Consider the following 22,011-nt stretch of genomic DNA (forward strand, 5'->3'; position numbering starts at 1 on the left):
CGCTGAGCGTAGTCAGCCGGTCAGCGCCCGCTCGGACCCGCCTCCGCCGGCGGCGGCCGACCAGCGGCGCCCCACCACGCCGGAGGCCCTGGCTCCGAGCCAGACCAGGAACACCGTCGGCAGGAACACCGCGTCGGCGGCGATCATCGCCAGCGAGAAGAACGGCAGCCCCAGCAGCACGGCGATCCCCGCGTGCTCCAGCATCATCAACGCCAGCAGCACGTTCTTGATCCGCCGGTTGAACACCGTGAACGGGAACGCGACCTGCACCGCCACCGTCCCGTACGACAGCAGCATCACCACCGTCCCGCTCCCCGCCAGCAGCCCGGACAGCCCCGGCCACGGCGTGAAGTAGTCCAGCCCGAGCGGGTAGTACAGCGCGGTCCCGTCCTGCCACCGCGACCCCTGGATCTTGTACCAGCCGGCCGTCGCGTAGATCAGGCAGACCTCCGCCATGATCACCAGCAGCCCCGCGTTGTGGACCAGGTTCGCCAGGACGTCCAAGGCCGCCCGCCCCTCGCCCTCCGGCTCGTACCGGTCCACCATCCACCACAGCGCGCACACGACCCACAGCGCCGCGAAGGCCGCCAGCCAGCCGTGGCTGAACCGATCCGTCACCGCCCCGTACGCGAAGAGAGCGCCCAGCACGCCCCACAGCACCGGCCCGGCCGCCCCCGCCGAGGCCGACCCCCGCAGCCGCGCGCGCCGCGCGTCCAGCGACCACACCTGCGCGCACCGCGTCAGCACCAGGTACATCGCCATCAGGTGGATGACGTTGTCCCCGCCGTCGCCCATGAACACGCTGCGGTTCTGCAGCGACAGCACTCCGACCATGAAGACCACGGACGTCGCGCGCGTCCGCCAGCCCAGCATCAGCAGCAGGCTCGACAGCACCGACACCGCGTAGACGATCTGGAACCACAGCTCCGCGTCCGACCACATCAGCACCGAGAAGGCGTGGTTCGAGGCGATCAGCCGCTGCGCCAGCCCGAAGCTCCAGGGTCCGTCCGGCCCGTACAGCTCGGACCGGTGCGGGAACTCCCGCAGCAGGAAGAACAGCCAGGTCGCCGAGAAGCCGATCCGGACGACGGCGCTCTGGTACGGGCCCAGGGCCTGCCCGCTGACCCGGGCGACCGCCCGGCCGGCGGCGGCCCGCGCCCGCCTCACACCGTCCACCACGGCAGCTCCCGGTAGTACGTCTGGGTGTCGGTCTTCTCTTCGCTCCACGGCGGCGCCGCCACCGCCCGCGTCGCCGAGCGCAGCTGGATCCGTACGACCTCGTCCCGGGCGATCCCGTCGTCCGCGAGCCGGCTCAGCGCGATCCGCCGCAGGTACCGCTCCGACAGCTCGCCGCGTTCGCCGATCGGTTTGTTGTCCTCGTCGTGCGAGCCGGTGAAGAAGTCCCACGCCCGCCGCAGCTCGTTCTGGCGCGTGTGGCTCGGCAGCAGGCTGTGCCGGATGGCCGCGCCGTCCTGTGCGGACAGGTCGCGCCAGCCGCCGGCGACCGGTGCGCCGCCGGGCGTGCGGACCTCCGCCCGTACCTCCACCGCGATGTTCTGCTGGAGCGGGTTGGGGGCGAAGAGCTTCCAGTTCTGCTCGAACTCGGGGTAGATCCAGTCGTCGACCGTCTGCGCGTGCTGCTTGCTCACCGTGTTGGACGGGGCGACGTGCAGGAAGACCAGCGCCAGGTGCCCGCAGGCGGCGAGGCCCACGGCCGCCAGGGCGAGGGCCGTGACGATCCGGTACGGGGCGGACAGGCCCGCGATCCCGGGAGCCCGCGGCGGCTGCGCCAGGGCGCCGGGCGGGTCGGCGGACGGGGCGCCGGGCGGGTCGGCGGGCAGCTCGGCCAGGGGCTCGACCGGCGGATCCGCCGGGGGACGGGCCGACGGGACGGCTGCCGCGGCGACCGGCGGATCGACCGGCGGAACGACCGGCGGAACAGCTGCTTCCGCGGGCTCGCGCTCGTTCGATTCCATCCCGCCCCGATCATCCGGCGTCCACAGGGTTGACCTCAGAGGTTGACACCCTACGGGCCGCCGACCCACCATTGAAGAGTACGAACCGAACGATCGGTCGGTCGGGCGGTCAACAATCTCTGGCAGGGGGCCGGGATGGTGGCAGTGACCCCGGAAACGGGGCAGGACTCAGGCCTCGGGGCTGACCTCGGGGCACAGCTCGCGGCGGCCTTCGACGCCGCCGTGGCGGCCGAGGAGCGCGTCGAGCCGCGCGACTGGATGCCCGAGGCGTACCGCGCCTCGCTGGTCCGCCAGATGGCCCAGCACGCCCACTCCGAGATCATCGGCATGCAGCCCGAGGCCAACTGGATCACCCGCGCGCCCTCGCTGCGCCGCAAGGCGATCCTGATGGCCAAGGTCCAGGACGAGGCCGGGCACGGCCTCTACCTGTACAGCGCCGCCGAGACCCTGGGCACCAGCCGCGACGAGCTGCTCGACAAGCTCCACTCCGGCAAGCAGAAGTACTCCTCGATCTTCAACTACCCCACCCTGACCTGGGCTGATGTCGGTGCGATCGGCTGGCTCGTGGACGGTGCGGCGATCACCAACCAGGTGCCGATCTGCCGCTGCTCGTACGGGCCGTACGCCCGCGCGATGGTGCGGATCTGCAAGGAGGAGTCCTTCCACCAGCGCCAGGGCTTCGAGCTCCTCATGGCCCTGTCCAAGGGCACCGAGGCGCAGCACGCGATGGCGCAGGACGCCGTGAACCGCTGGTGGTGGCCCTCACTGATGATGTTCGGCCCGCCGGACGACGAATCGGCGCACTCCGCGCAGTCCATGGCCTGGCGGATCAAGCGGCACTCCAACGACGAGCTGCGCCAGCGCTTCGTGGACATCGCCGTTCCGCAGGCCGAGGCGCTGGGCCTGACCCTGCCCGACCCGGACCTGAAGTGGAACGAGGAGCGCGGGCACCACGACTTCGGCGCGATCGACTGGGCCGAGTTCTGGGACGTGCTCAAGGGCAACGGCCCGTGCAACGAACAGCGGATCGGCCAGCGCCGCCGGGCCCACGAGGAAGGCGCCTGGGTCCGCGAGGCGGCCGCGGCGTACGCGGAGAAGCACAGCGCACACCACGCCGTACAGAGCACGGCGACGAACGAGGAGGCAGGGGTATGACGCAGAACTGGCCACTGTGGGAGGTGTTCGTGCGCTCGCGCCGCGGCCTTTCGCACACGCACGCGGGCAGCCTGCACGCGCCCGACGCGGAGATGGCCCTGCGCAACGCCCGCGACCTCTACACCCGGCGCGGCGAGGGCATCTCGATCTGGGTGGTGCCCTCCACCGAGATCACCGCGTCCTCGCCGGACGAGCGGGACCCGTTCTTCGCCCCCTCGGCCGACAAGCCGTACCGGCACCCGACCTTCTACGAGATCCCCGAAGGGGTGAACCACCTGTGACCAGCACCGATGCCGTTCAGTCCGATGTGGTTCAGCCCGAGGTCGTCCGGGCGGCGGCCCTCGCGCTCGGGGACGACGCGCTGATCCTCTCCCACCGCCTCGGCGAGTGGGCGGGTCACGCGCCCGTCCTGGAGGAGGAGGTCGCCCTCGCGAACATCGCGCTCGACCTGCTCGGTCAGGCCCGCGTCCTGCTGACCATGGCCGGCGACGAGGACGAGCTGGCCTTCCTGCGCGAGGAGCGTTCCTTCCGCAACCTCCAGCTGGTCGAGCAGCCGAACGGGGACTTCGCCCACACCATCGCCCGCCAGCTCTACTTCTCCTTCCACCAGCACGAGCTCTACGCGGAACTGGCGGCCGGCGACGGCCCGTTCGCCCCGCTCGCGGCCAAGGCCGTCAAGGAGACCGCGTACCACCGCGACCACGCCGAGCAGTGGACCCTGCGGCTCGGCGACGGCACGCAGGAGAGCCGCGCCCGCATGCGGGCCGCCCTGGACGCGCTGTGGAAGTACACCGGCGAGATGTTCCAGCCGGTGGAAGGCGTCGACGGCGTGGACTGGGCCGCCCTGGAGGGCCGCTGGCTGGCCGCCGTGGGCGGCGTGCTGGAGCGGGCCGGGCTCGCGCTCCCCGAAGGCCCGCGCACCGGCGCCTGGGCCGCCGGGGCGGGCCGCCAGGGCCTGCACACCGAGTCGTTCGGCCGGCTGCTCGCCGAGATGCAGCACCTGCACCGCAGCCATCCGGGGGCGTCATGGTGACGGACGCGCCCCGCGCCGCGGCCCCCGCGGGCGAGCCCAGGGCAGCGGAGGCCCCCGAGGCGATGACCCGCCTGGAGGCGGAGCTGGCCGAGCTGGCGGGCTCCGTCCCCGACCCCGAGCTGCCCGTCCTCAGCCTCGCCGAGCTGGGCGTGATGCGCGGGGTGCGGATGTACGAGGACGGTCACGTCGAGGTCACCCTGACCCCGACCTACACCGGCTGCCCCGCCATCGAGGCCATGTCCGCCGACATCGAGCGGGTCCTGACCGGCCACGGCATCCCGGACGTGCGGGTGCGCACCGTCCTGGCCCCGGCCTGGTCCACCGACGACATCAGCGCCGAGGGGCGGCGCAAGCTCGCCGAGTTCGGCATCGCCCCGCCCCGCCCGCACGCGGCCGGCGGGCCGGTCCCTCTCACCCTCTCGGTCCGCTGCCCCAACTGCGGATCGACCGACACCGAACTGCTCAGCCGGTTCTCCTCCACCGCATGCAAGGCGCTGCGCCGCTGCACCGCCTGCCGTGAACCGTTCGACCACTTCAAGGAGCTGTAGATGGCCGCGTCCACGCCGTCGCCCACGTCGGGCTCCGGGCGCCCCGCGCGCCACGGCGCCTTCCACCCGCTGACGGTGGCGGCGGTCGACCGGCTCACCGACGACTCCGTGGCGCTGACCCTGCGCGTCCCCGAGGAGCTGCGCGGCGAGTACCTGCACGCCCCCGGCCAGCACCTCACACTGCGCCGCCGCACCCCCGAGGGCACGGAGGTCCGCCGCACGTACTCGATCTGCTCGCCCGCCCCGGCCCCCGCGGGCCCGGGCCCGGCGGCGCTGCGGGTGGGTGTGCGGCTGGTGGAGGGCGGCGAGTTCTCCACGTTCGCCCACAAGGAGATCGCCGCCGGGGACGTGCTGGACGTGATGGTCCCGGCCGGGCGCTTCGTCCTGGAGCCGGCCGCCGCCCCGGCCGCCGGTCACTACGCGGCGATCGTCGGCGGCAGCGGGATCACCCCGGTGCTGTCGATCGCCGCCTCGCTGCTGGCGGCGCGGCCCGACGCCCGGTTCTGCCTGGTCCGCAGCGACCGTACGGCCGCGTCGACGATGTTCCTGGACGAGGTCGCCGACCTCAAGGACCGTTTCCCGGACCGGTTCCAGCTGGTGACCGTCCTTTCCCGGGAGGAGCAGGAGGCCGGGCTGCCGTCCGGCCGCCTCGACGAGGAGCGGCTGAAGGCCCTGCTGCCCGCTCTGCTGCCCGTGGCGGAGGTGACGGGCTGGTTCCTGTGCGGCCCGTACGGGCTGGTCATGGGCGCGGAGCGGGCGCTGGGCACGCTCGGCGTCGCCCGGACCCGGATCCACGAGGAGATCTTCCACGTCGAGGACACGGCGGCGCCGGCGCCGGCCGCGGCCCCGTCCCACGTACGGGTCACGGCCCGCCTCGACGGCCGCTCCGGGACCTGGCCGGTCCAGGACGGCGAGTCCCTGCTGGACGCCGTGCTGCGCAACCGCGCGGACGCCCCGTACGCCTGCAAGGGCGGGGTCTGCGGCACTTGCCGGGCGTTCCTGGTCACGGGCGAGGTCCGGATGGACCGGAACTTCGCGCTGGAGTCGGAGGAGACGGAGGCCGGGTTCGTGCTGGCCTGCCAGTCGCACGCGGTGACCGAGGAAGTGGAGATCGACTTCGACCGCTGAGGCCGGCCGTTTCCTCACCCTGTGCATTTTCAACCGCGTGCTCTATCTTGACGCACCGTCAGGCCCGGACCGGGTCTGACGGGGATCCGGTGCGCGCGGGAGGACAGGCAGTGGACTTCACCTTCACCGAGGAGCAGCAGGCCGCCGTCGAGGCGGCGAAGGCCGTCTTCGCGGACGTCGCCCCGGACGGCGTGCCCAGCCCCGCGCTGACCCCGGGGGCCGTCGCCGAGGACTTCGACCGGCCGCTGTGGGCCAAGCTCGCCGCGTCCGACCTGCTGAGCCTGGTCCTCGCCGAGGAGCACGGCGGCGCGGGCCTCGACGCGATCGCCCTGTGCCTGGTGCTGCGCGAGGCGGCGAAGGTGCTGGCCCGCGTGCCACTGCTGGAGCACTGCGCCACCGCCATGGCCGTCCAGGCCCACGGCAGCCCCGAACTGGCCGCCGCCCTGTTGCCCGGTGCCGGGCGCGGGACGCTCGTCCTCACCGCCGCCGCCCACGGCCGCAGCGGCCACGATCCCGCGGAACTCGCCGTCACCGCCCGCCGCGAGGGCGCCCAGTGGACCCTCGACGGGGTGCAGACGGCCGTCCCCTGGGCGCACGGCGCCGACTGGATCGCCGTACCGGCCCACACCGGCGAGGGGGAGGCCGTCCTGGCGCTCGTCCCGCGCACCGCCGAGGGGCTCACCCTGGCCGACCAGGTCTCCACCAGCGGGGAGCGGCTGGCCGAACTCGCCCTGGACGGCGTACGGGTGCCCGCGAGCCACCTCATCGACGACCCGGGCGCCTGGGAGCGGCTGCGCCAGCTCCTCGCCACCGGGACCTGCGCCCTGGCGCTCGGCCTGGGCACGGGCGTGCTCACCATGACCAGCCAATACACCGGCAAGCGCGAGCAGTTCGGCTTCCCGGTGGCTACCTTCCAGGCCGTCGCCGTCCAGGCCGCCGACCGCTACATCGACCTGCGCGCCATGGAGGTCACCCTCTGGCAGGCCGCCTGGCGGCTCGACGCGGCGACCGGTGGAGCCGGCGGCCCGCTGCCGAGCGCCGGGGACGTCGCCGTCGCGAAGATCTGGGCCTCGGAGGGGGTACGCCGGGTCGTGCAGACCGCGCAGCACCTGCACGGCGGCTTCGGCGCCGACACCGACTACCCGCTCCACCGCTACCACGCGTGGGCCAAGCAGCTGGAGCTCCAGCTGGGGCCGGCCGCCGTGCACGAGGAGGCGCTGGGCGACCTGCTGGCCGCCCACGCCCTCGCCTGACCGCCGACGGCCGACCGCCGACGGCCCCGCCGCCCGACGCCCTAGAGCACGAAGGCCGGGTTCCCGTTGTCGGTCACCATCGGGCGCCCGGCGCCGTCCCAGGCCTGCATGCCGCCGTCGATGTTCACGGCGTCGACGCCCTGGCGCACCAGGTACTGGGTGACCTGCGCGGAGCGCCCGCCGACCCGGCACATCACGTGCACGCGCCGGCCGTCCTCGACGGCCTCCGTCAGCTCACCGAAGCGGGCCACGAAGTCGCTCATCGGAATGTGCAGGGCACCTTCCACGTGTCCGGCAGCCCATTCGTCGTCCTCACGGACGTCGAGGACAAAGCCTTCGGAGGGCACCGCGGCGGCGTCCACCGAGGGAAGCGGTCCGAAGTTCATACGTCGCCTTCTCTCATCGCAGATCTGTTTCCCAACCTATCCAACGAGCGCGGCAAGCTCCGCCTCACGCTTCGCGACATCCGCGAGCAGTTGCTCCGCGATCTCCTCCAGCAGCCGGTCCGGATCCTCCGGAGCCATCCGCAGCATCGATCCGATCGCGCTGTCCTCCAGCTCGCGCGCCAGCGTCGCCAGCAGCTCCTTGCGCTGTGCCAGCCACTCCAGCCGGGCGTACAGCTCCTCGCTCTCGTTGAGCTGCCGTACGGCCTCCGGTACGGGGCCCGCCGCCCACTCCTCGGCCAGCTCGCGCAGCAGCTGCTCCTCGCCCCGCCCGTACGCCGCGTTGACCCGCGCGATGAACGCATCGCGGCGCTCGCGCTCGGCTTCGTCCCGGGCGAGGTCCGGGTGCGCCTTGCGGACCAGCTCGCGGTAGAGGCGGCGTACCTCCTCCGACGGCCGCACCCGCTGCGGGGGCCGCACCGGCCGGTCGGTGAGCATCGCCGACGCGTCGTCGGAGATGCCCTCCGAATCCATCCAGTCGTGGAACAGCTCGTCCACCCCTGGCATCGGCATCACCAGCGAGCGGGCGTCCCGGGCCCGTCGCAGATCCTCGGGGTCCCCGCTGCGCTCCGCCTTCGCTTCGGCGATCAGCGCGTCCAGCTCGTCGAGCCGCGAGTACATCGGGCCGAGCTTCTGGTGGTGCAGCCGGGAGAAGTTCTCCACCTCCACCCGGAAGGTCTCCACCGCGATCTCGAACTCGATCAGCGCCTGCTCGGCGGCCCGAACGGCCCGCTCCAGGCGCGCCTCGGGACGCTCGTCGCCCGTCTCTTCAGTCTGCTGCTCGCTCACCCGGCCAGCCTACGGCCGGTTGGCCCGGGTCGATGTTTCACGTGAAACATCGACCCGCGACCGTGACCCCGGGCCCAGCCCGGGTCAGGCCCGGGTCAGGCCGGGCCCAGGGCCCACTGACCCGCTCAGACCCCGGCCTCGGCCGCGATCCGCCCGGACTTCACCGCCGCCACCAGGTGCGCGTGGTCGGCCTCGCTCCGGTCGGCGTACGCCACCGCGAAGGTGGCCATCGCCTCGTCCAGCTCGTCGTTCTTGCCGCAGTACCCGGCCAGCAGCCGCGGATCGGCGCTGTGCGCGTGCGCCCGGGCCAGCAGGGCGCCGGTCATCCGCCCGTAGTCGTCGATCTGGTCGGGGGCCAGCGCCGCCGGGTCCACGCTGCCCTTGCGGTTGCGGAACTGCCGTACCTGGTAGGGCCGCCCCTCCACCGTGGTCCAGCCCAGCAGGATGTCCGAGACCACCTGCATCCGCTTCTGCCCGGCCACCACCCGGCGGCCCTCGTGCTCCTCGACCGCGCTCTCGAAGCCCAGCGCGGGCAGGTACGGCAGCAGCACCGACGGCCGCGCCTCCTTCACCTGGAGCACCAGCGGCTCGCCCCGGTGGTCCAGCAGCAGCACCACGTACGAGCGGGTGCCGACGCTCCCGGTGCCCACCACGCGGAAGGCCACGTCATGGATGGCGTACCGGGCCAGCAGCGGCAGTCGGTCGCCCTGGAGGGTCTTCAGGTACGGACCCAGCGCGGCCGCCACGGCCGCCGCCTCCCCGTCGCCGACCCGGCGCAGCACCGGCAGCGCGTCCACGAAGCGACGGGCACCGTCCGCGCCGGCCTCGGTGGACTTGGCGGCGAACCGCGCCGAGGTGTTGTTGCGGGCCTTCTCCGAGACCCGCTCCAGGGTGCCCAGCAGGTCCCGGGCGTCGGTGTGCGAGACGAGCTCCTCGTCCGCGATGGCGTTCCAGGCGTCCAGCGCCGGCAGCTTGGCCAGCAGCCGCATGGTCCGCCGGTACGCGCCCACCGCGTCGTGCGCCGCGGCCCGGCAGGTGTCCTCGTCCGCGCCGGCCACCCGCCCGGCCAGGACCAGCGAGGTCGCGAGCCGCTTCACGTCCCACTCCCACGGACCGAACACGGTCTCGTCGAAGTCGTTCAGGTCGATGACGAGCCGGCCGCGGGCATCCCCGTACAGGCCGAAATTCGCCGCGTGGGCGTCACCGCAGATCTGTGCGCCGACACCGGTCACCGGGCCGCCGGACAGGTCGTGCGCCATCAGCCCGGCCGCCCCGCGCAGGAACGCGAAGGGGTTCGCGGCCATCCGGCCGACCCGTATCGGCGCCAGCTCGGGGACCCGACCGACGTTGGACTCCTCCACGGCCCGCACCGCGTCCGGCCGGCCGGCCGGGGCCTCGAAGTGCGCGTGCGCCGAGCGCGGCACCCGCAGCCGCAGCGCCTTGCCCGCCTCCTTGGGCGAACCCGCCACGACCCGCGCCGCGAACCCGTCGACGGACGGGATCCGCCCGCCGGACGCCGCGCCCGCCGCCCCGCCCGCCGTCGCGACAGCCGCGCGGCCCGTCGCCCCGCCCGGCTCCGTTATCGGCTCCGCCACTCGCTGCTCCGGTACCGCCACCATCCGTGCCGCCCCCGCCCGTACCCGTCGTACTGTCCCGGCCCGGCGGCATCGATCCGCCCGGCCCCACCAACATCGATTCGGCCCGACCGTATCTACAGCCCGGCGTCCCTGGCCAGCAGGGCGGCCTGAACCCGGTTCTCGCAGCCCAGCTTCGAGAGGATGCGGCTCACGTACGTCTTCACCGTCGCCTCGCTCATGTGCAGCCGCCGGCCCGCGTCCGCGTTCGACAGCCCCTCGCCCAGCAGCGCCAGCACCCCGCGCTCCCGCTCGCTCAGCTCCGCCACCCGCCGACGGGCCTCCTCGCCGCGCGCCGCGCCCTGCCCCGAGGCCAGCTGGTCGACCACGTGCCGGGTCGCCCCCGGCGAGAGGTACGCGTCCCCGGCCGCGGCCGCCCGGACCGCGCCGATCAGCTCGCCCGGCGCCGTGTCCTTCAGCAGGAACCCCGCGCCGCCCGAGCCCAGCGCCCGCAGCACGTTCTCCTTCTCCCCGAAGGTGGTCAGGATCAGCGCCCGGACCTCCGGCGCCGCACGCCCCAGCTCGCCGAGCGCGGTCAGCCCGTCCATCACCGGCATCTGGATGTCCAGCAGCATCACGTCCGGCACGTGCGCGCGGGCCAGTTCCACGGCCTCGCGCCCGTTCGCCGCCTCCGCGACGACCTCGATGTCGGGTGCCGAGGTCAGGATCATCCTGATTCCGGCCCTGATCAGCGGCTCGTCGTCAGCGATCACCACTCGGATCACCTTGGCTGTCACCCGTGCTCCTACTGCTCGGACTGGTACGCCTGCTTGTCGATCAGCTTGCCGTCCTTGAAGCAGAACCGGAAAACGGTATCGGTGGTCAGCCCCGAGTCGTCCGAGGACAGCAGCGCCAGACAGTCCGAGCCCGCCGGCCGCTCCGGGCCCTTCCGGTCCAGCCCCTCGGTCATGAAGCTGTTGCCGTCGGGCAGCATCTTGCGGACCGCCTCCTCCGACTCACCCACCCGGACCTTGTCGTAGTCAGCCTGGCTGATCATCGCGCTGCCCGCCGAGCCCACGAGCAGCACCACCCCGGCCGCGATCACGATCACCAGCAGCACCACCGCCGCGAAGGCGATCCCGCAGCCCATCGCGACGCCCCCGGCCCGGCTGCGGCCCCCGACGGCCAGCTCCTTGTCCACCGCCGCCCAGTCCATCGGCGGCGGCGTCACCGCGAATCCCCGGGTCTGGGACTGGGCCTGCGCCTGCTGTCCGAAGTCGTCGGCGATGTCCTCGACCCCCGCCGGCTCCGCCCCGTACGGGAGCACGCCGGCCACCCGGAAGCCGCCGCCCTCGGTCCCGCCCGCGTGCACCATCCCGCCGACGAGCCGGGCCCGCTCCCGCAGCCCGGTGAGCCCCTGACCGCCCGAGACCACCGCGCCGACGCCCGGCCCGGCCGCCGGCCCGTTGGCGATCTCCACCACCAGCGAGTCGTCCTCGTACCGCAGTTCCACCGAGATCGGCGCCCCCGAAGCGTGCTTGTACGCGTTGGTCAGCGCCTCCTGCACGATCCGGTACGCCGCGTGGTCGCACGCCGCGACCAGCGGCCTCGGCCGCCCCGACACGGTCATCCGTACGTCGGTCCCCGCGCCCCGCGCCGCCTCCACGATCCCGGCGATCCCGGCCACCCCGCGCGCCGCGGGCTGCGCCTCCTCCGCCGGCACCGGCGCCTCGACGCCGTCCCGCAGGATCCCGACGACCTCGCGCAGCTCGTGCATCGCCGCGACCGAGGCCTGCCGCAGCACCCCCACCGCCTCGCGCTGGCGCTCGGTGAGCTGCGGGTCCACCTCCAGGGCGCCGGTGTGCACGGCGATCAGCGCCAGCTGGTGGCCCAGGCTGTCGTGCATGTCCTGGGCGATCCGCTGGCGCTCCCGCAGCCGGGCCTGCCCGGCGACCATCACGCGCTCGCGCATCAGCTGCCCGTTGCGCTCCTGGAGCGCCTGGAGCAGGGTCCGGCGCTGCGACCAGTAGCGGCTGGCCAGACCCGGCATCACCGTCGTCGCGAGGAAGATCAGCGTGGAGAACACGATCACGAGCACGGGCCGCTGGTCGGACCACGCCTGCACCACGCCGAAGCAGACGGCGGCGAGGAAGGCCACGGTGAAGGCGGTCAGCGCCCGGCCCACCCCGACGATCCGGCGCCCCGCCGACCAGCCCAGCAGGACGGTGATCAGGAACGAGCCGGGCAGGAACGGGGAGATCGCCGACGCGACGATCAGAGTCGTGGCCGGCAGCCGGCGCCGCGCCAACGTGAGCAGCACCACAGCCGCGGCGCTGGCCGCCATCCGCTGCACGCTGCCGTTGTCGAGCTCTTCGACCCCCAGCCCGAGCAGCGCGAGCACCCCGGCGATCACCAGGTCGCCCGCCAGCATCCGCCGGGTCCACGGCTCGGGCCCCTTCAGCCAGTCCCAGCCCGCCCGCATCCTCGCCGTCGCATCCACGCGCCCGACCCTAGACACCGCCGCCCCCGCCGGGCCGCCCTCTTTCGTCGCGCCCTCCCCGACGAAAGTCGTCCGGCGGACACCACCGCCGCTCCGCCCGTCACCGAGACCCGTCACCCGGGCTCGTCACCGTGAGCGGGACCTTCAACTCCCCGAACACAGCACGGGATCGCTCCGCCCGCGATCAACACCCCACCGGCACACGGGAAATGCGAAACGGCCGCCACCGCTTTCGCGATGACGACCGTTTCGTCGATGTGGGCGAGGGGGGATTTGAACCCCCACGTCCCGAAGGACACTGGCACCTGAAGCCAGCGCGTCTGCCGTTCCGCCACTCGCCCGAGCAGCTCCCCAGTGGATCTTCCCTTTCGGTCCGTTCCCCTGGCGACGTCGAAACATTAGCACGTCGGACGGGGTGGATTCACATCGCTTTCCCGACGCCCCCGGGCCCGGGTCCGATTGCCTCTCCCGCACCGCGCTCCCGGTGCGGGACACTGTCCCCTGAGCGCCCCTACGATCCCTTGTGAGTACCAACACTCATGCGCATGGGACCCAGGGGGAACCACCCGAATCCGCCATGCGTGGATACGATCAGTAAGCAGTACAGGGCGACAACGACGGAGGAGGTGCCCCATGGGAGTCCTGAAGCGGTTCGAGCAGCGACTCGAAGGTCTGGTGAACGGCACCTTCGCCAAGGTGTTCAAGTCCGAGGTCCAGCCCGTCGAGATCGCCGGCGCCCTCCAGCGCGAGTGCGACAACAACGCGACGATCTGGAACCGGGAGCGGACGGTCGTCCCCAACGACTTCATCGTCGAGCTCAGCACCGGCGACTACGAGCGCCTGAGCCCCTACTCCGGGCAGCTCGGCGACGAGCTCGCGGGCCTCGTCCGCGACTACGCCAAGCAGCAGCGCTACAGCTTCATGGGACCGATCAAGGTCCACCTGGAGAAGGCCGACGACCTCGACACCGGGCTCTACCGGGTCCGCAGCCGCACGCTCGCCTCCAGCACCTCCCAGGCGCCGCCGCAGGCTGCTCCCCAGAACCAGCAGGGCGGCTACGGCTACCCTCCGGTCGCCGCACCGCCGATGCCGGCCGGACCGCCCCCGGGCGCGCCCGCGCGCCGGCCGGGCGCCGCGGGGCCGGCCCCCGTACCCACCGGAGGCGCCACCCGGCGCCACTGGATCGAGATCAACGGCACCCGCCACCAGATCTCGCGCCCCACGCTCGTACTCGGCCGAAGCACCGAAGCCGACGTGCGGATCGACGACCCCGGCGTCTCGCGCCGGCACTGTGAGATCCGGACCGGAACGCCCTCGACGATCCAGGATCTCGGGTCCACCAACGGCATCGTGGTGGACGGGCAGCACACCACCCGCGCTACGCTCCGCGACGGCTCGCGGATCGTCGTGGGCAGCACCACCATCATTTACCGGCAAGCCGAAGGGTGAAGCGGGGGCAATGTCAGAGCTGACCCTGACGGTCATGCGGTTGGGTTTCCTGGCCGTTCTGTGGCTGTTCGTCATCGTGGCCGTCCAGGTCATCCGCAGCGACCTCTTCGGTACGCGCGTCACCCAGCGCGGCTCGCGCCGCGGCGGGAACGCGCCCGGAGCGCCGGCGCAGGGCGGCCGCCAGGCCGCCGCGCCGCCACAGCAGCGCCAGCGCCGCGGAGCGCCGACCAAACTCGTCGTCTCCGAGGGCACCCTCACGGGCACCACGGTCGCCCTCGCGGGGCAGACGATCACGCTCGGCCGGGCGCATGACTCAACGATCGTGCTGGACGACGACTACGCGTCCAGCCGCCATGCCAGGATCTATCCCGACCGTGACGGCCAGTGGATCGTCGAGGATCTCGGGTCCACCAACGGCACGTATCTCGACCGGACCCGGCTGACCACCCCGACGCCCATTCCGCCGGGCGCCCCGATCCGCATCGGCAAGACCGTCATCGAGCTGCGGAAGTAGTACGAGAATGAGCGAGCGGAGCGAGCGAGCCGCGGCAGTCCGGACCACCCAGGACACGGACCCGAGCGCGCTCCCGACCGGAGGGTGGGCAGTGTGGCTCGAGACCGGTTGTACCCGGAGGAATCGACTGGGCAGGTGCGCATGAGTCTGTCCCTGCGGTTCGCCGCCGGATCCCACAAGGGCATGATCCGCGAGGGCAACGAGGACTCCGGCTATGCCGGTCCCCGTCTCCTCGCGGTCGCCGACGGCATGGGCGGCCAGGCCGCCGGCGAGGTCGCCAGCTCCGAGGTGATCTCCTCCCTCGTGCAGCTCGACGACGACGTCCCGGGCTCCGACATCCTCACGTCGCTCGCCACCGCCGTGCAGCGCGCGAACGACCAGCTGCGCGTCATGGTCGAGGAGGACGCCCAGCTCGAGGGCATGGGCACCACCCTGACCGCGCTCCTGTGGACCGGCCAGCGCCTCGGCCTCGTCCACGTCGGCGACTCCCGCGCCTACCTGCTCCGCGACGGCGTCCTCACGCAGATCACCCAGGACCACACCTGGGTGCAGCGCCTCGTCGACGAGGGCCGCATCACCGAAGAGGAAGCCACCACCCACCCGCAGCGCTCGCTCCTCATGCGGGCGCTCGGCAGCGGTGACACCGTCGAGCCCGACCTCTCCATCCGCGAGGTCCGCACCGGCGACCGCTACCTCATCTGCTCCGACGGGCTGTCCGGCGTCGTCTCCCACCAGACCCTGGAAGAGACCCTCGCCGGCTACCACGGCCCCCACGAGACCGTGCAGGCCCTGATCCAGCTCGCCCTGCGCGGCGGCGGACCGGACAACATCACCTGCATCGTCGCGGACGTCCTCGACACCGACAGCGGCGACACCCTCGCCGCGCAGCTGAACGACACCCCGGTCGTCGTCGGCGCGGTCGCCGAGAACCAGCACCAGCTCTTCGACGGCAACGCCATGCAGACCCCGGCGGGCCGCGCCTCCGGCCTGGGCCGCCAGGCCCCCCCGCCGGCCGGCGCCTTCGGGCCCCCCGGCAGCGGCGAGGCCCCCGGCTACGGATACCCCGACCAGAGCCAGGGCGGCGGCGCGTACGGCAGCTTCGGCGAACCCGACCCGTACGACGACGACTCGCGCTACGAGGACACGTACGACCACCCCCGCCGGCGCCGCAGCAAAGGGCGCAAGTGGACCACCCGCACCCTGATCCTGCTGATCGTCGCCGGTGTGGTCGGAGGCGGCCTGTACGCCGCCCACCGCTGGACCCAGACGCAGTTCTACATCGGCGTCAAGGGCGAGCACGTGGCGCTCTTCCGCGGCATCAGCCAGAACCTCGGGCCGCTGGAGCTCTCCAAGGTGGAGACCGACCGCACCGACATCGAACTGAAGTACCTGCCGCCCTTCAAGCGGAAGCTGGTCGAGGCCACCATCACCGAAACCAGCCTCGACGGCGCCCGTCAGAAGATCGACGAACTCGGCGTCCAGGTCACCGCGTGCAAGAAGGACGAGGAGCGCCGCGCCGCGGAAGCGCAGAACCCACCGGCACCCGGCCCCAGCCTGACTCCCACGGAGCAGTCGCTGGTCGGCCTCTGCGGCAAGCAGTAGTACACACCCGCGGGCACAGGGGGCCTGCCACACCATGAGCGTAGTCACCAACACGACCACCATCGGCGCCATCGAGCTGCCGAGCCGGCGGAACACCGAGCTCCTGCTGCTCGCGTTCGCCGTGGTCATCCCGATCTTCGCCTACGCCAACGTGGGCCTGTCGATCCACGGCAAGCTGCCGCCGGGCATGATCGCGTACGGAGGCGGCCTGGCCGTCCTCGCCGGCATCGCCCACCTCGTGGTGCGCCGCTACGCGAAGTACGCCGACCCCCTGCTGCTGCCGATCGGCACGCTGCTCAACGGGCTCGGCTGCGTCCTGATCTGGCGGCTCGACCAGTCGGAGCGGCTGCAGAACCTGGCCAAGCGCCAGTTCGGCCAGTTCTCCGAGTCGGCCCCCCGCCAGATGATGTACACGGCGCTCGCCATCGCCCTGTTCGCCGCCGTGCTGCTGCTCCTCAAGGACCACCGCACGCTGCAGCGCTTCACGTACATCTCGATGGCCGCCTCGCTGGTCCTGCTGATCCTGCCGGTCATCCCGGGCCTCGGCGCCGACGTCTTCGGCGCGAAGATCTGGATCAGCGTCGCCGGCTTCTCCATCCAGCCCGGTGAGTTCGCGAAGATCGTCATCGCGATCTTCTTCGCCGGCTACCTGATGGTGAAGCGCGACGCCCTCGCGCTGGCCAGCCGCCGCTTCATGGGCCTCTACCTGCCGCGCGGCCGCGACCTCGGCCCGATCCTGATGATCTGGGCGATGAGCCTGCTCGTCCTCGTCTTCGAGAACGACCTCGGCACCTCGCTGCTCTTCTTCGGCATGTTCGTGATCATGCTGTACGTGGCCACCGAGCGCACCAGCTGGATCGTCATCGGCCTCGTCATGAGCGTGGCCGGCGCGGCCGTCGTCGGCGCGACCGCCAGCCACGTCAAGGCCCGTGTCACCGCCTGGCTCGACCCCTTCGCCTGCTACACGAAGTCGGGCGCCTGCGAGCAGGTCGGCCAGTCGATCATGAGCTTCGGCTCCGGCGGGGTCCTCGGCACCGGCTGGGGACAGGGCAACTCCGACCTGATCGGATTCGCCGCCAACTCCGACTTCATCTTCTCCACGGTCGGCGAGGAGCTCGGCCTCGCGGGCGTCATGGCCTTCCTCCTGCTCTACGGCCTGATCATCGAGCGCGGTGTGCGCACCGCCCTCGCCGCCCGCGACCCCTTCGGCAAGCTCTTCGCCATCGGTCTCTCCGGCGCCTTCGCCCTGCAGATCTTCGTGGTCGCCGGCGGAGTCATGGGCCTCATCCCCCTGACCGGCATGACCATGCCCTTCCTCGCGTCCGGCGGTTCTTCCGTCCTCGCCAACTGGGCCCTCATCGGGATCCTCATCCGGATCAGCGACACCGCACGCCGCCCCGCCCCGGCCCCGGCTCCGTCCCCCGACTCCGAGATGACCCAGGTGGTCCGCCCGTCATGAACAAGCCCCTGCGCCGCATCTCGATCTTCTGCGGGCTGCTCGTCCTCGCGCTGCTGATCCGGACCAACTGGCTCCAGTACGTCCAGGCCGAAGAGCTCAGCACCCGCAAGGAGAACCGCCGGGTCCAGATCGCCCAGTACGCCACGCAGCGCGGCAACATCATCGTCGCGGGCGGCCAGGCCATCACGGGTTCCGCCGCCACCGACGGCAGCGACTACAAGTACAAGCGGGTCTACACCAACGGCGCGCTCTGGGCGCCGGTGACGGGGTACGCCTCCCAGGCCTTCGGCTCCACGCAGCTGGAGTCCCTGGAGGACAAGATCCTCACCGGCAACGACGACCGGCTGTTCTTCGACCGCACCATCGGCATGTTCACCGGCGAGAAGAAGGCCGGCGGCAACGTCGTCACCACGCTGATGCCGGACGTCCAGCAGGCCGCGTACGAGAAGCTCGGCGACAAGACCGGTGCCGTGGCCGCGATCGACCCGCGCACCGGCGCCATCCTCGCCCTGGTCAGCACCCCCTCGTACGACCCCTCCCTCTTCGCCGGCAACTCCAAGACCGACGAGAAGAACTGGGTCGAGCTGAAGGACAGCCCGGAGAAGAAGCTCGTCAACCGCGCCCTGCGCGAGACCTACCCGCCCGGCTCGACGTTCAAGGTCGTCACCGCCGCGGCCGCGCTGGAGCACGGCGTCGTCACCGACATCAACGCGCCGACGGACACCCCCGAGCCGTTCCTGCTGCCGACGACGCAGACGCCGATGGTCAACCACGCCAAGGGCTGTGAGAAGGCGACCCTCAACTTCGCGCTCCAGGTCTCCTGCAACTCCGTCTTCGCCAACGTCGCCGACAAGGTGACCAAGGACAAGATGCTGGAGACCGCGCAGAAGTTCGGCTTCAACAACGACAAGATCGACACCCCGGTCCGGGCGTTCGCCAGCATCTACGACAAGAACATGGACCGCCCGGGCAACTCGCTCTCCGCGATCGGGCAGTTCAACACCGCCGCCACCCCGCTCCAGATGGCGATGGTCGCCGCGGCCGTCGCCAACGACGGCAAGCTGATGAAGCCGTACATGGTCGACCAGCTCACCGCCCCCAACCTCGACGTCATCGAGAAGCACGAACCGCAGGAGATGAGCCGCCCGCTCTCGCCCGCCAACGCGCAGAAGCTCCAGCAGATGATGGTCAACGTCGTCGAGAACCCGAACGGCACCGGCGGCTCGGCCAAGATCAAGGACGTCACCGTCGGCGGCAAGACCGGTACGGCACAGCACGGTGAGAAGAACGCCAAGCGCCCTTACGCCTGGTTCATCTCCTACGCGAAGACGGACAAGGGCTCCCCGGTCGCGGTCGCCGTCGTCATCGAGGACAGCAACGCCGACCGCGAGGACATCAGTGGTGGCGGTCTCGCGGCCCCCGTCGCGAAGGCCGTCATGGAAGCCGTTCTGAAGAACCAGAACAAGGGCTGACAGGCGGGCGCGAGGGACCCACAGGGGCGCAGGAGCCCAACCGGAGTGATCCACATCACTGTTCCCGCCCGGATCCGAGCGTACTGTACCGGTCCGGTATCAGCCTGTGGTCGCGAACCGATCACCGACGATCGGCCGGTAGCCTTTGCGCGAACAGCACACCGCCGGACCACACACGGGTGCGGTCGGGACTGACGGAGAGGGCTGCAACGTTATGGAAGAGCCGCGTCGCCTCGGCGGCCGGTACGAGCTGAGCCACGTGCTCGGCCGCGGTGGCATGGCCGAGGTCTACCTCGCCCACGACACCCGGCTCGGCCGTACCGTCGCCGTCAAGACCCTGCGCGCCGACCTCGCCCGCGACCCGTCCTTTCAGGCCCGGTTCCGGCGCGAGGCCCAGTCGGCCGCTTCGCTCAACCACCCGGCGATCGTCGCGGTCTACGACACCGGCGAGGACTACGTCGACAACATCTCCATCCCGTACATCGTGATGGAGTACGTCGACGGCTCCACCCTGCGCGAGCTCCTGCACTCCGGCCGCAAGCTGCTGCCCGAGCGCACCCTGGAAATGACCATCGGCATCCTCCAGGCCCTCGAGTACTCGCACCGCGCCGGCATCGTGCACCGTGACATCAAGCCCGCCAACGTGATGCTCACCCGCACCGGCCAGGTCAAGGTCATGGACTTCGGCATCGCCCGCGCCATGGGCGACTCCGGCATGACCATGACGCAGACCGCGGCCGTCATCGGCACCGCCCAGTACCTCTCCCCGGAGCAGGCCAAGGGCGAGCAGGTCGACGCGCGCTCCGACCTCTACTCCGCGGGCTGCCTGCTGTACGAACTCCTGAGCGTCCGGCCGCCGTTCATCGGCGACTCCCCGGTCGCCGTGGCGTACCAGCACGTACGGGAAGAACCGCAGCCTCCGTCGAACTTCGACCCCGAGATCACGCCCGAGATGGACGCGATCGTGTTGAAGGCGCTGGTCAAGGACCCCGACTACCGCTACCAGTCCGCCGACGAGATGCGCGCCGACATCGAGGCCTGCCTCGACGGCCAGCCCGTCGCGGCCGCCGTGGCCATGGGCGCGCCCGGCTACGGCTACCCCGACCAGGGCCACGGCTACGGTCACCAGGGCTACGACCAGCCCACCACCGCCCTGCGCACGGCCGACGCCGGCCAGACCTCGATGCTCCCGCCGATGCCCCCGGGCGACGGCGGATACGGGTACGGGGACCAGGGCCAGGGCGGCTACGACCAGGGCGGCCACGGCCGGCGCCCGCAGAAGAAGAGCAAGGCCTCGACGATCCTGCTGGTCACGGCCGGCATCCTCGTCCTGGTCGGCGCGATCCTCATCGGGCGCTCCCTCTTCAGCGGCGGCGCCGACAACCGGCCCAACGTGCCCAAGCTCATCGGCCAGACCTTCGAGCAGGCCCAGAAGACCGGCGACAACGTCGGCCTCAAGGTCGAGAAGGAAGCCGATCAGCCCTGCGACAACCAGCCCAAGGGCAACATCTGCGAGCAGAACCCGGCGCCCGACGAGAAGGTCGACAAGGGCTCCACGATCAAGGTCAAGGTCTCCTCTGGCGCGCCGGACGTGGCCGTGCCCGACGTCCTCAACGTGAAGTTCGAGGACGCGGAGAAGGCGCTCAAGGACAAGGGCTTCGCGGTCGAGAAGAAGACCCAGGAGTCCGACCGGACCGCCGGCACCGTCCTGGACCAGACCCCCAAGAGCGGCGCGAAGGCCCAGAAGGGCTCGACCGTCACGGTGACCGTCGCCAAGGAACAGGCGAAGGCCGAGATGCCGGACCTCCTCGGGAAGACCCGGGAGCAGGCGATCAAGGCGCTGAACGACGCCAAGCTCAAGCTCGGCAGCCAGACGGAGGTCGACTCCCCCGGCGCCGCGCCGAAGACGATCGTCCAGCAGCAGTACCAGCCGGGCGAGCAGCTCGCGGTGGGCACGACGGTCAACGTCCAGATCGCCAAGGCCTCGCAGCAGACCCAGGTCCCGCAGCTGATCACCAAGACCGTGGCCCAGGCCAAGGCGGACCTCGCGAGCCGGGGCCTGAGCCTCCAGGTCATCGCGGGCCCGACGGACGACCGGGCGATCGTCATGATCACCGACCCGCCGGCCGGCACCCCGGTCGAAGCGGGCCGGGTCATCAACGTCCAGACGGTGGCCGGCCAGCAGAACGGCGGCAACAACAACGGCGGCGGCCTCTTCGACGGCCTGACGGGCGGCCGGAGCTAGTCGGCCCCTTTCCCCGCAGAGATACGGGAAAGCCCCTGTGGGCGGCCTCAGAGCCGCGCACAGGGGCTTTCCCGTATCACCCGTCCCAGCCGTATCGCCGTTCCAGCCGTTCCAGCCGTTCCAGCCGTCTCAGCGCATCGGCAGCATCAGCGCAGTTCCGCCGGGAGCGTGCGCTGTGCGTCCACCTTCTCCGTGCGCACCAGCTCGCCCCACACGATGTAGCGGAACTTCGACGTGTACACCGGTGTGCAGGTCGTCAGCGTGATGAAGCGGCCCGGCGCCGTCCGGCCCGACTCCTTCGGGACCGCGGAGATCACGTCCACGTTGTACTTCGACGTCTGGCGCAGTTCCGCGAAGACCTTGTACACGTACCAGGTGTCGCGCGTCTCGAAGACGACCGCGTCGCCGTTCTTCACCTTGTCGATGTTGTGGAACTTCGCGCCGTGCCCGTCCCGGTGCGCCGCCAGGGCGAAGTTCCCCGACGCCTCCGACGGCAGGGCCGCCTTCACCGGGTCCGTGTAGTACCCGGCCACGCCGTCGTCGAGGACGTCCGGCGCCGTGCCCCGCTTGACCAGGACCTCGCCGTTCTTCATCGCCGGTACGTGCAGGAAACCGATGCCGTCCCCGGTGTCCAGCGCCCCCGGCGCCGCGGCCCCGTTCGCCCCCGGGGCGGTCTGCCACTGGTGGCGGATCTCGTTGCCGCGCGCCGACGCCTGCCGGTCCGCGAGCACGTTCGTCCACCACAGCGAGTACGCGACGAACAGGCCGAGGACGAGGCCGACGGTGATCAGGAACTCGCCCAGCAGGCTCAGGAACCCGGCGAGCACACTGCGGCTCGGGGGCGGCGACGCGGCACGTGACACTGCTTGTT

The 22,011-nt window shown here is 71.7% G+C and carries 20 protein-coding genes and 1 tRNA gene; 12 read left to right on the top strand and 9 right to left on the bottom strand.

Annotation, left to right across the window (positions count from 1 at the left end; translation table 11 throughout):
* Positions 1 to 12 precede the first annotated feature (12 nt).
* Both IF02_RS0101495 and IF02_RS0101500 read right to left on the bottom strand, forming a co-directional pair.
* The gene (locus tag IF02_RS0101495) at positions 13 to 1,167 is read right to left on the bottom strand and encodes an HTTM domain-containing protein (RefSeq protein ID WP_030153107.1); all 1,155 of its coding nucleotides are present in this window, start codon (positions 1,165 to 1,167) and stop codon (positions 13 to 15) included.
* A complete protein-coding gene (locus IF02_RS0101500; RefSeq protein ID WP_030153109.1) occupies positions 1,164 to 1,976 on the bottom strand; it encodes a DUF5819 family protein in 813 nt (270 codons plus the stop codon). The genes IF02_RS0101495 and IF02_RS0101500 overlap by 4 nt, the downstream gene beginning before the upstream one ends.
* 135 nt (positions 1,977 to 2,111) lie before the next feature.
* Between IF02_RS0101500 and paaA the strand changes: the two genes are divergently transcribed.
* From paaA to IF02_RS0101530, 6 genes are all read left to right on the top strand, one after another.
* Positions 2,112 to 3,131, top strand: a complete 1,020-nt coding sequence (gene paaA / locus IF02_RS0101505; RefSeq protein WP_030153110.1) for a 1,2-phenylacetyl-CoA epoxidase subunit PaaA — start codon at positions 2,112 to 2,114, stop codon at positions 3,129 to 3,131.
* On the top strand, positions 3,128 to 3,412 hold the full coding sequence (paaB, locus tag IF02_RS0101510; protein WP_030153111.1) for a 1,2-phenylacetyl-CoA epoxidase subunit PaaB: 285 nt from the start codon (positions 3,128 to 3,130) through the stop codon (positions 3,410 to 3,412). The genes paaA and paaB overlap by 4 nt, the downstream gene beginning before the upstream one ends.
* Entirely contained in the window at positions 3,409 to 4,164 is a 756-nt protein-coding gene (paaC, locus tag IF02_RS0101515) for a 1,2-phenylacetyl-CoA epoxidase subunit PaaC (protein ID WP_078621793.1), read from the top strand. The genes paaB and paaC overlap by 4 nt, the downstream gene beginning before the upstream one ends.
* Positions 4,165 to 4,226: 62 nt before the next feature.
* The gene (gene paaD, locus IF02_RS0101520; RefSeq protein ID WP_030153114.1) at positions 4,227 to 4,712 is read left to right on the top strand and encodes a 1,2-phenylacetyl-CoA epoxidase subunit PaaD; all 486 of its coding nucleotides are present in this window, start codon (positions 4,227 to 4,229) and stop codon (positions 4,710 to 4,712) included.
* On the top strand, positions 4,713 to 5,840 hold the full coding sequence (locus IF02_RS0101525; RefSeq protein WP_051695436.1) for a 2Fe-2S iron-sulfur cluster-binding protein: 1,128 nt from the start codon (positions 4,713 to 4,715) through the stop codon (positions 5,838 to 5,840). It abuts the gene before it with no gap.
* 110 nt (positions 5,841 to 5,950) lie between these two features.
* Positions 5,951 to 7,093 (top strand): acyl-CoA dehydrogenase family protein, encoded by a 1,143-nt coding sequence (locus IF02_RS0101530; RefSeq protein WP_030153117.1) that lies wholly within the window; start codon positions 5,951 to 5,953, stop codon positions 7,091 to 7,093.
* 41 nt (positions 7,094 to 7,134) lie between these two features.
* Here the strand turns inward: IF02_RS0101530 and IF02_RS0101535 are convergent, their stop codons facing one another.
* From IF02_RS0101535 to IF02_RS0101560, 6 genes are all read right to left on the bottom strand, one after another.
* Positions 7,135 to 7,479, bottom strand: a complete 345-nt coding sequence (locus tag IF02_RS0101535; RefSeq protein ID WP_030153119.1) for a rhodanese-like domain-containing protein — start codon at positions 7,477 to 7,479, stop codon at positions 7,135 to 7,137.
* 36 nt (positions 7,480 to 7,515) lie between these two features.
* Positions 7,516 to 8,325 (bottom strand): J domain-containing protein, encoded by an 810-nt coding sequence (locus IF02_RS0101540; protein WP_030153121.1) that lies wholly within the window; start codon positions 8,323 to 8,325, stop codon positions 7,516 to 7,518.
* Between the two features lie 125 nt (positions 8,326 to 8,450).
* Positions 8,451 to 9,944, bottom strand: a complete 1,494-nt coding sequence (locus tag IF02_RS0101545; RefSeq protein WP_234318057.1) for a DUF2252 domain-containing protein — start codon at positions 9,942 to 9,944, stop codon at positions 8,451 to 8,453.
* A gap of 92 nt (positions 9,945 to 10,036) precedes the next feature.
* Positions 10,037 to 10,684 (bottom strand): response regulator, encoded by a 648-nt coding sequence (locus IF02_RS0101550; RefSeq protein ID WP_030153124.1) that lies wholly within the window; start codon positions 10,682 to 10,684, stop codon positions 10,037 to 10,039.
* 20 nt (positions 10,685 to 10,704) lie between these two features.
* The gene (locus IF02_RS0101555) at positions 10,705 to 12,381 is read right to left on the bottom strand and encodes a histidine kinase (protein WP_030153125.1); all 1,677 of its coding nucleotides are present in this window, start codon (positions 12,379 to 12,381) and stop codon (positions 10,705 to 10,707) included.
* Between the two features lie 276 nt (positions 12,382 to 12,657).
* Positions 12,658 to 12,740 (bottom strand) — tRNA-Leu (locus IF02_RS0101560).
* 292 nt (positions 12,741 to 13,032) lie between these two features.
* On the opposite strand from IF02_RS0101560, the gene IF02_RS0101565 reads away from it, so the two are divergent.
* From IF02_RS0101565 to pknB, 6 genes are all read left to right on the top strand, one after another.
* Positions 13,033 to 13,848, top strand: a complete 816-nt coding sequence (locus IF02_RS0101565; protein WP_030153126.1) for an FhaA domain-containing protein — start codon at positions 13,033 to 13,035, stop codon at positions 13,846 to 13,848.
* A 10-nt stretch (positions 13,849 to 13,858) separates the two neighbouring features.
* Positions 13,859 to 14,362, top strand: a complete 504-nt coding sequence (locus IF02_RS0101570; protein ID WP_030153127.1) for an FHA domain-containing protein FhaB/FipA — start codon at positions 13,859 to 13,861, stop codon at positions 14,360 to 14,362.
* A 141-nt stretch (positions 14,363 to 14,503) separates the two neighbouring features.
* Positions 14,504 to 15,964 (top strand): PP2C family protein-serine/threonine phosphatase, encoded by a 1,461-nt coding sequence (locus IF02_RS0101575; protein ID WP_030153128.1) that lies wholly within the window; start codon positions 14,504 to 14,506, stop codon positions 15,962 to 15,964.
* Between the two features lie 34 nt (positions 15,965 to 15,998).
* Complete coding sequence (locus IF02_RS0101580; RefSeq protein ID WP_030153129.1) at positions 15,999 to 17,423, top strand: FtsW/RodA/SpoVE family cell cycle protein; 1,425 nt, start codon at positions 15,999 to 16,001, stop codon at positions 17,421 to 17,423.
* The gene (locus tag IF02_RS0101585) at positions 17,420 to 18,895 is read left to right on the top strand and encodes a peptidoglycan D,D-transpeptidase FtsI family protein (protein ID WP_030153130.1); all 1,476 of its coding nucleotides are present in this window, start codon (positions 17,420 to 17,422) and stop codon (positions 18,893 to 18,895) included. Before IF02_RS0101580 ends, IF02_RS0101585 begins: the two co-directional genes overlap by 4 nt.
* A 214-nt stretch (positions 18,896 to 19,109) precedes the next feature.
* The gene (gene pknB / locus IF02_RS0101590; protein ID WP_030153132.1) at positions 19,110 to 21,140 is read left to right on the top strand and encodes a Stk1 family PASTA domain-containing Ser/Thr kinase; all 2,031 of its coding nucleotides are present in this window, start codon (positions 19,110 to 19,112) and stop codon (positions 21,138 to 21,140) included.
* A gap of 146 nt (positions 21,141 to 21,286) precedes the next feature.
* Here the strand turns inward: pknB and IF02_RS0101595 are convergent, their stop codons facing one another.
* Complete coding sequence (locus IF02_RS0101595; protein WP_030153133.1) at positions 21,287 to 22,003, bottom strand: class E sortase; 717 nt, start codon at positions 22,001 to 22,003, stop codon at positions 21,287 to 21,289.
* Between the last annotated feature and the right edge of the window lie 8 nt (positions 22,004 to 22,011).

It is taken from the genome of Streptomyces sp. NRRL S-244, assembly GCF_000717915.1.
Lineage (GTDB): Bacteria > Actinomycetota > Actinomycetes > Streptomycetales > Streptomycetaceae > Streptomyces.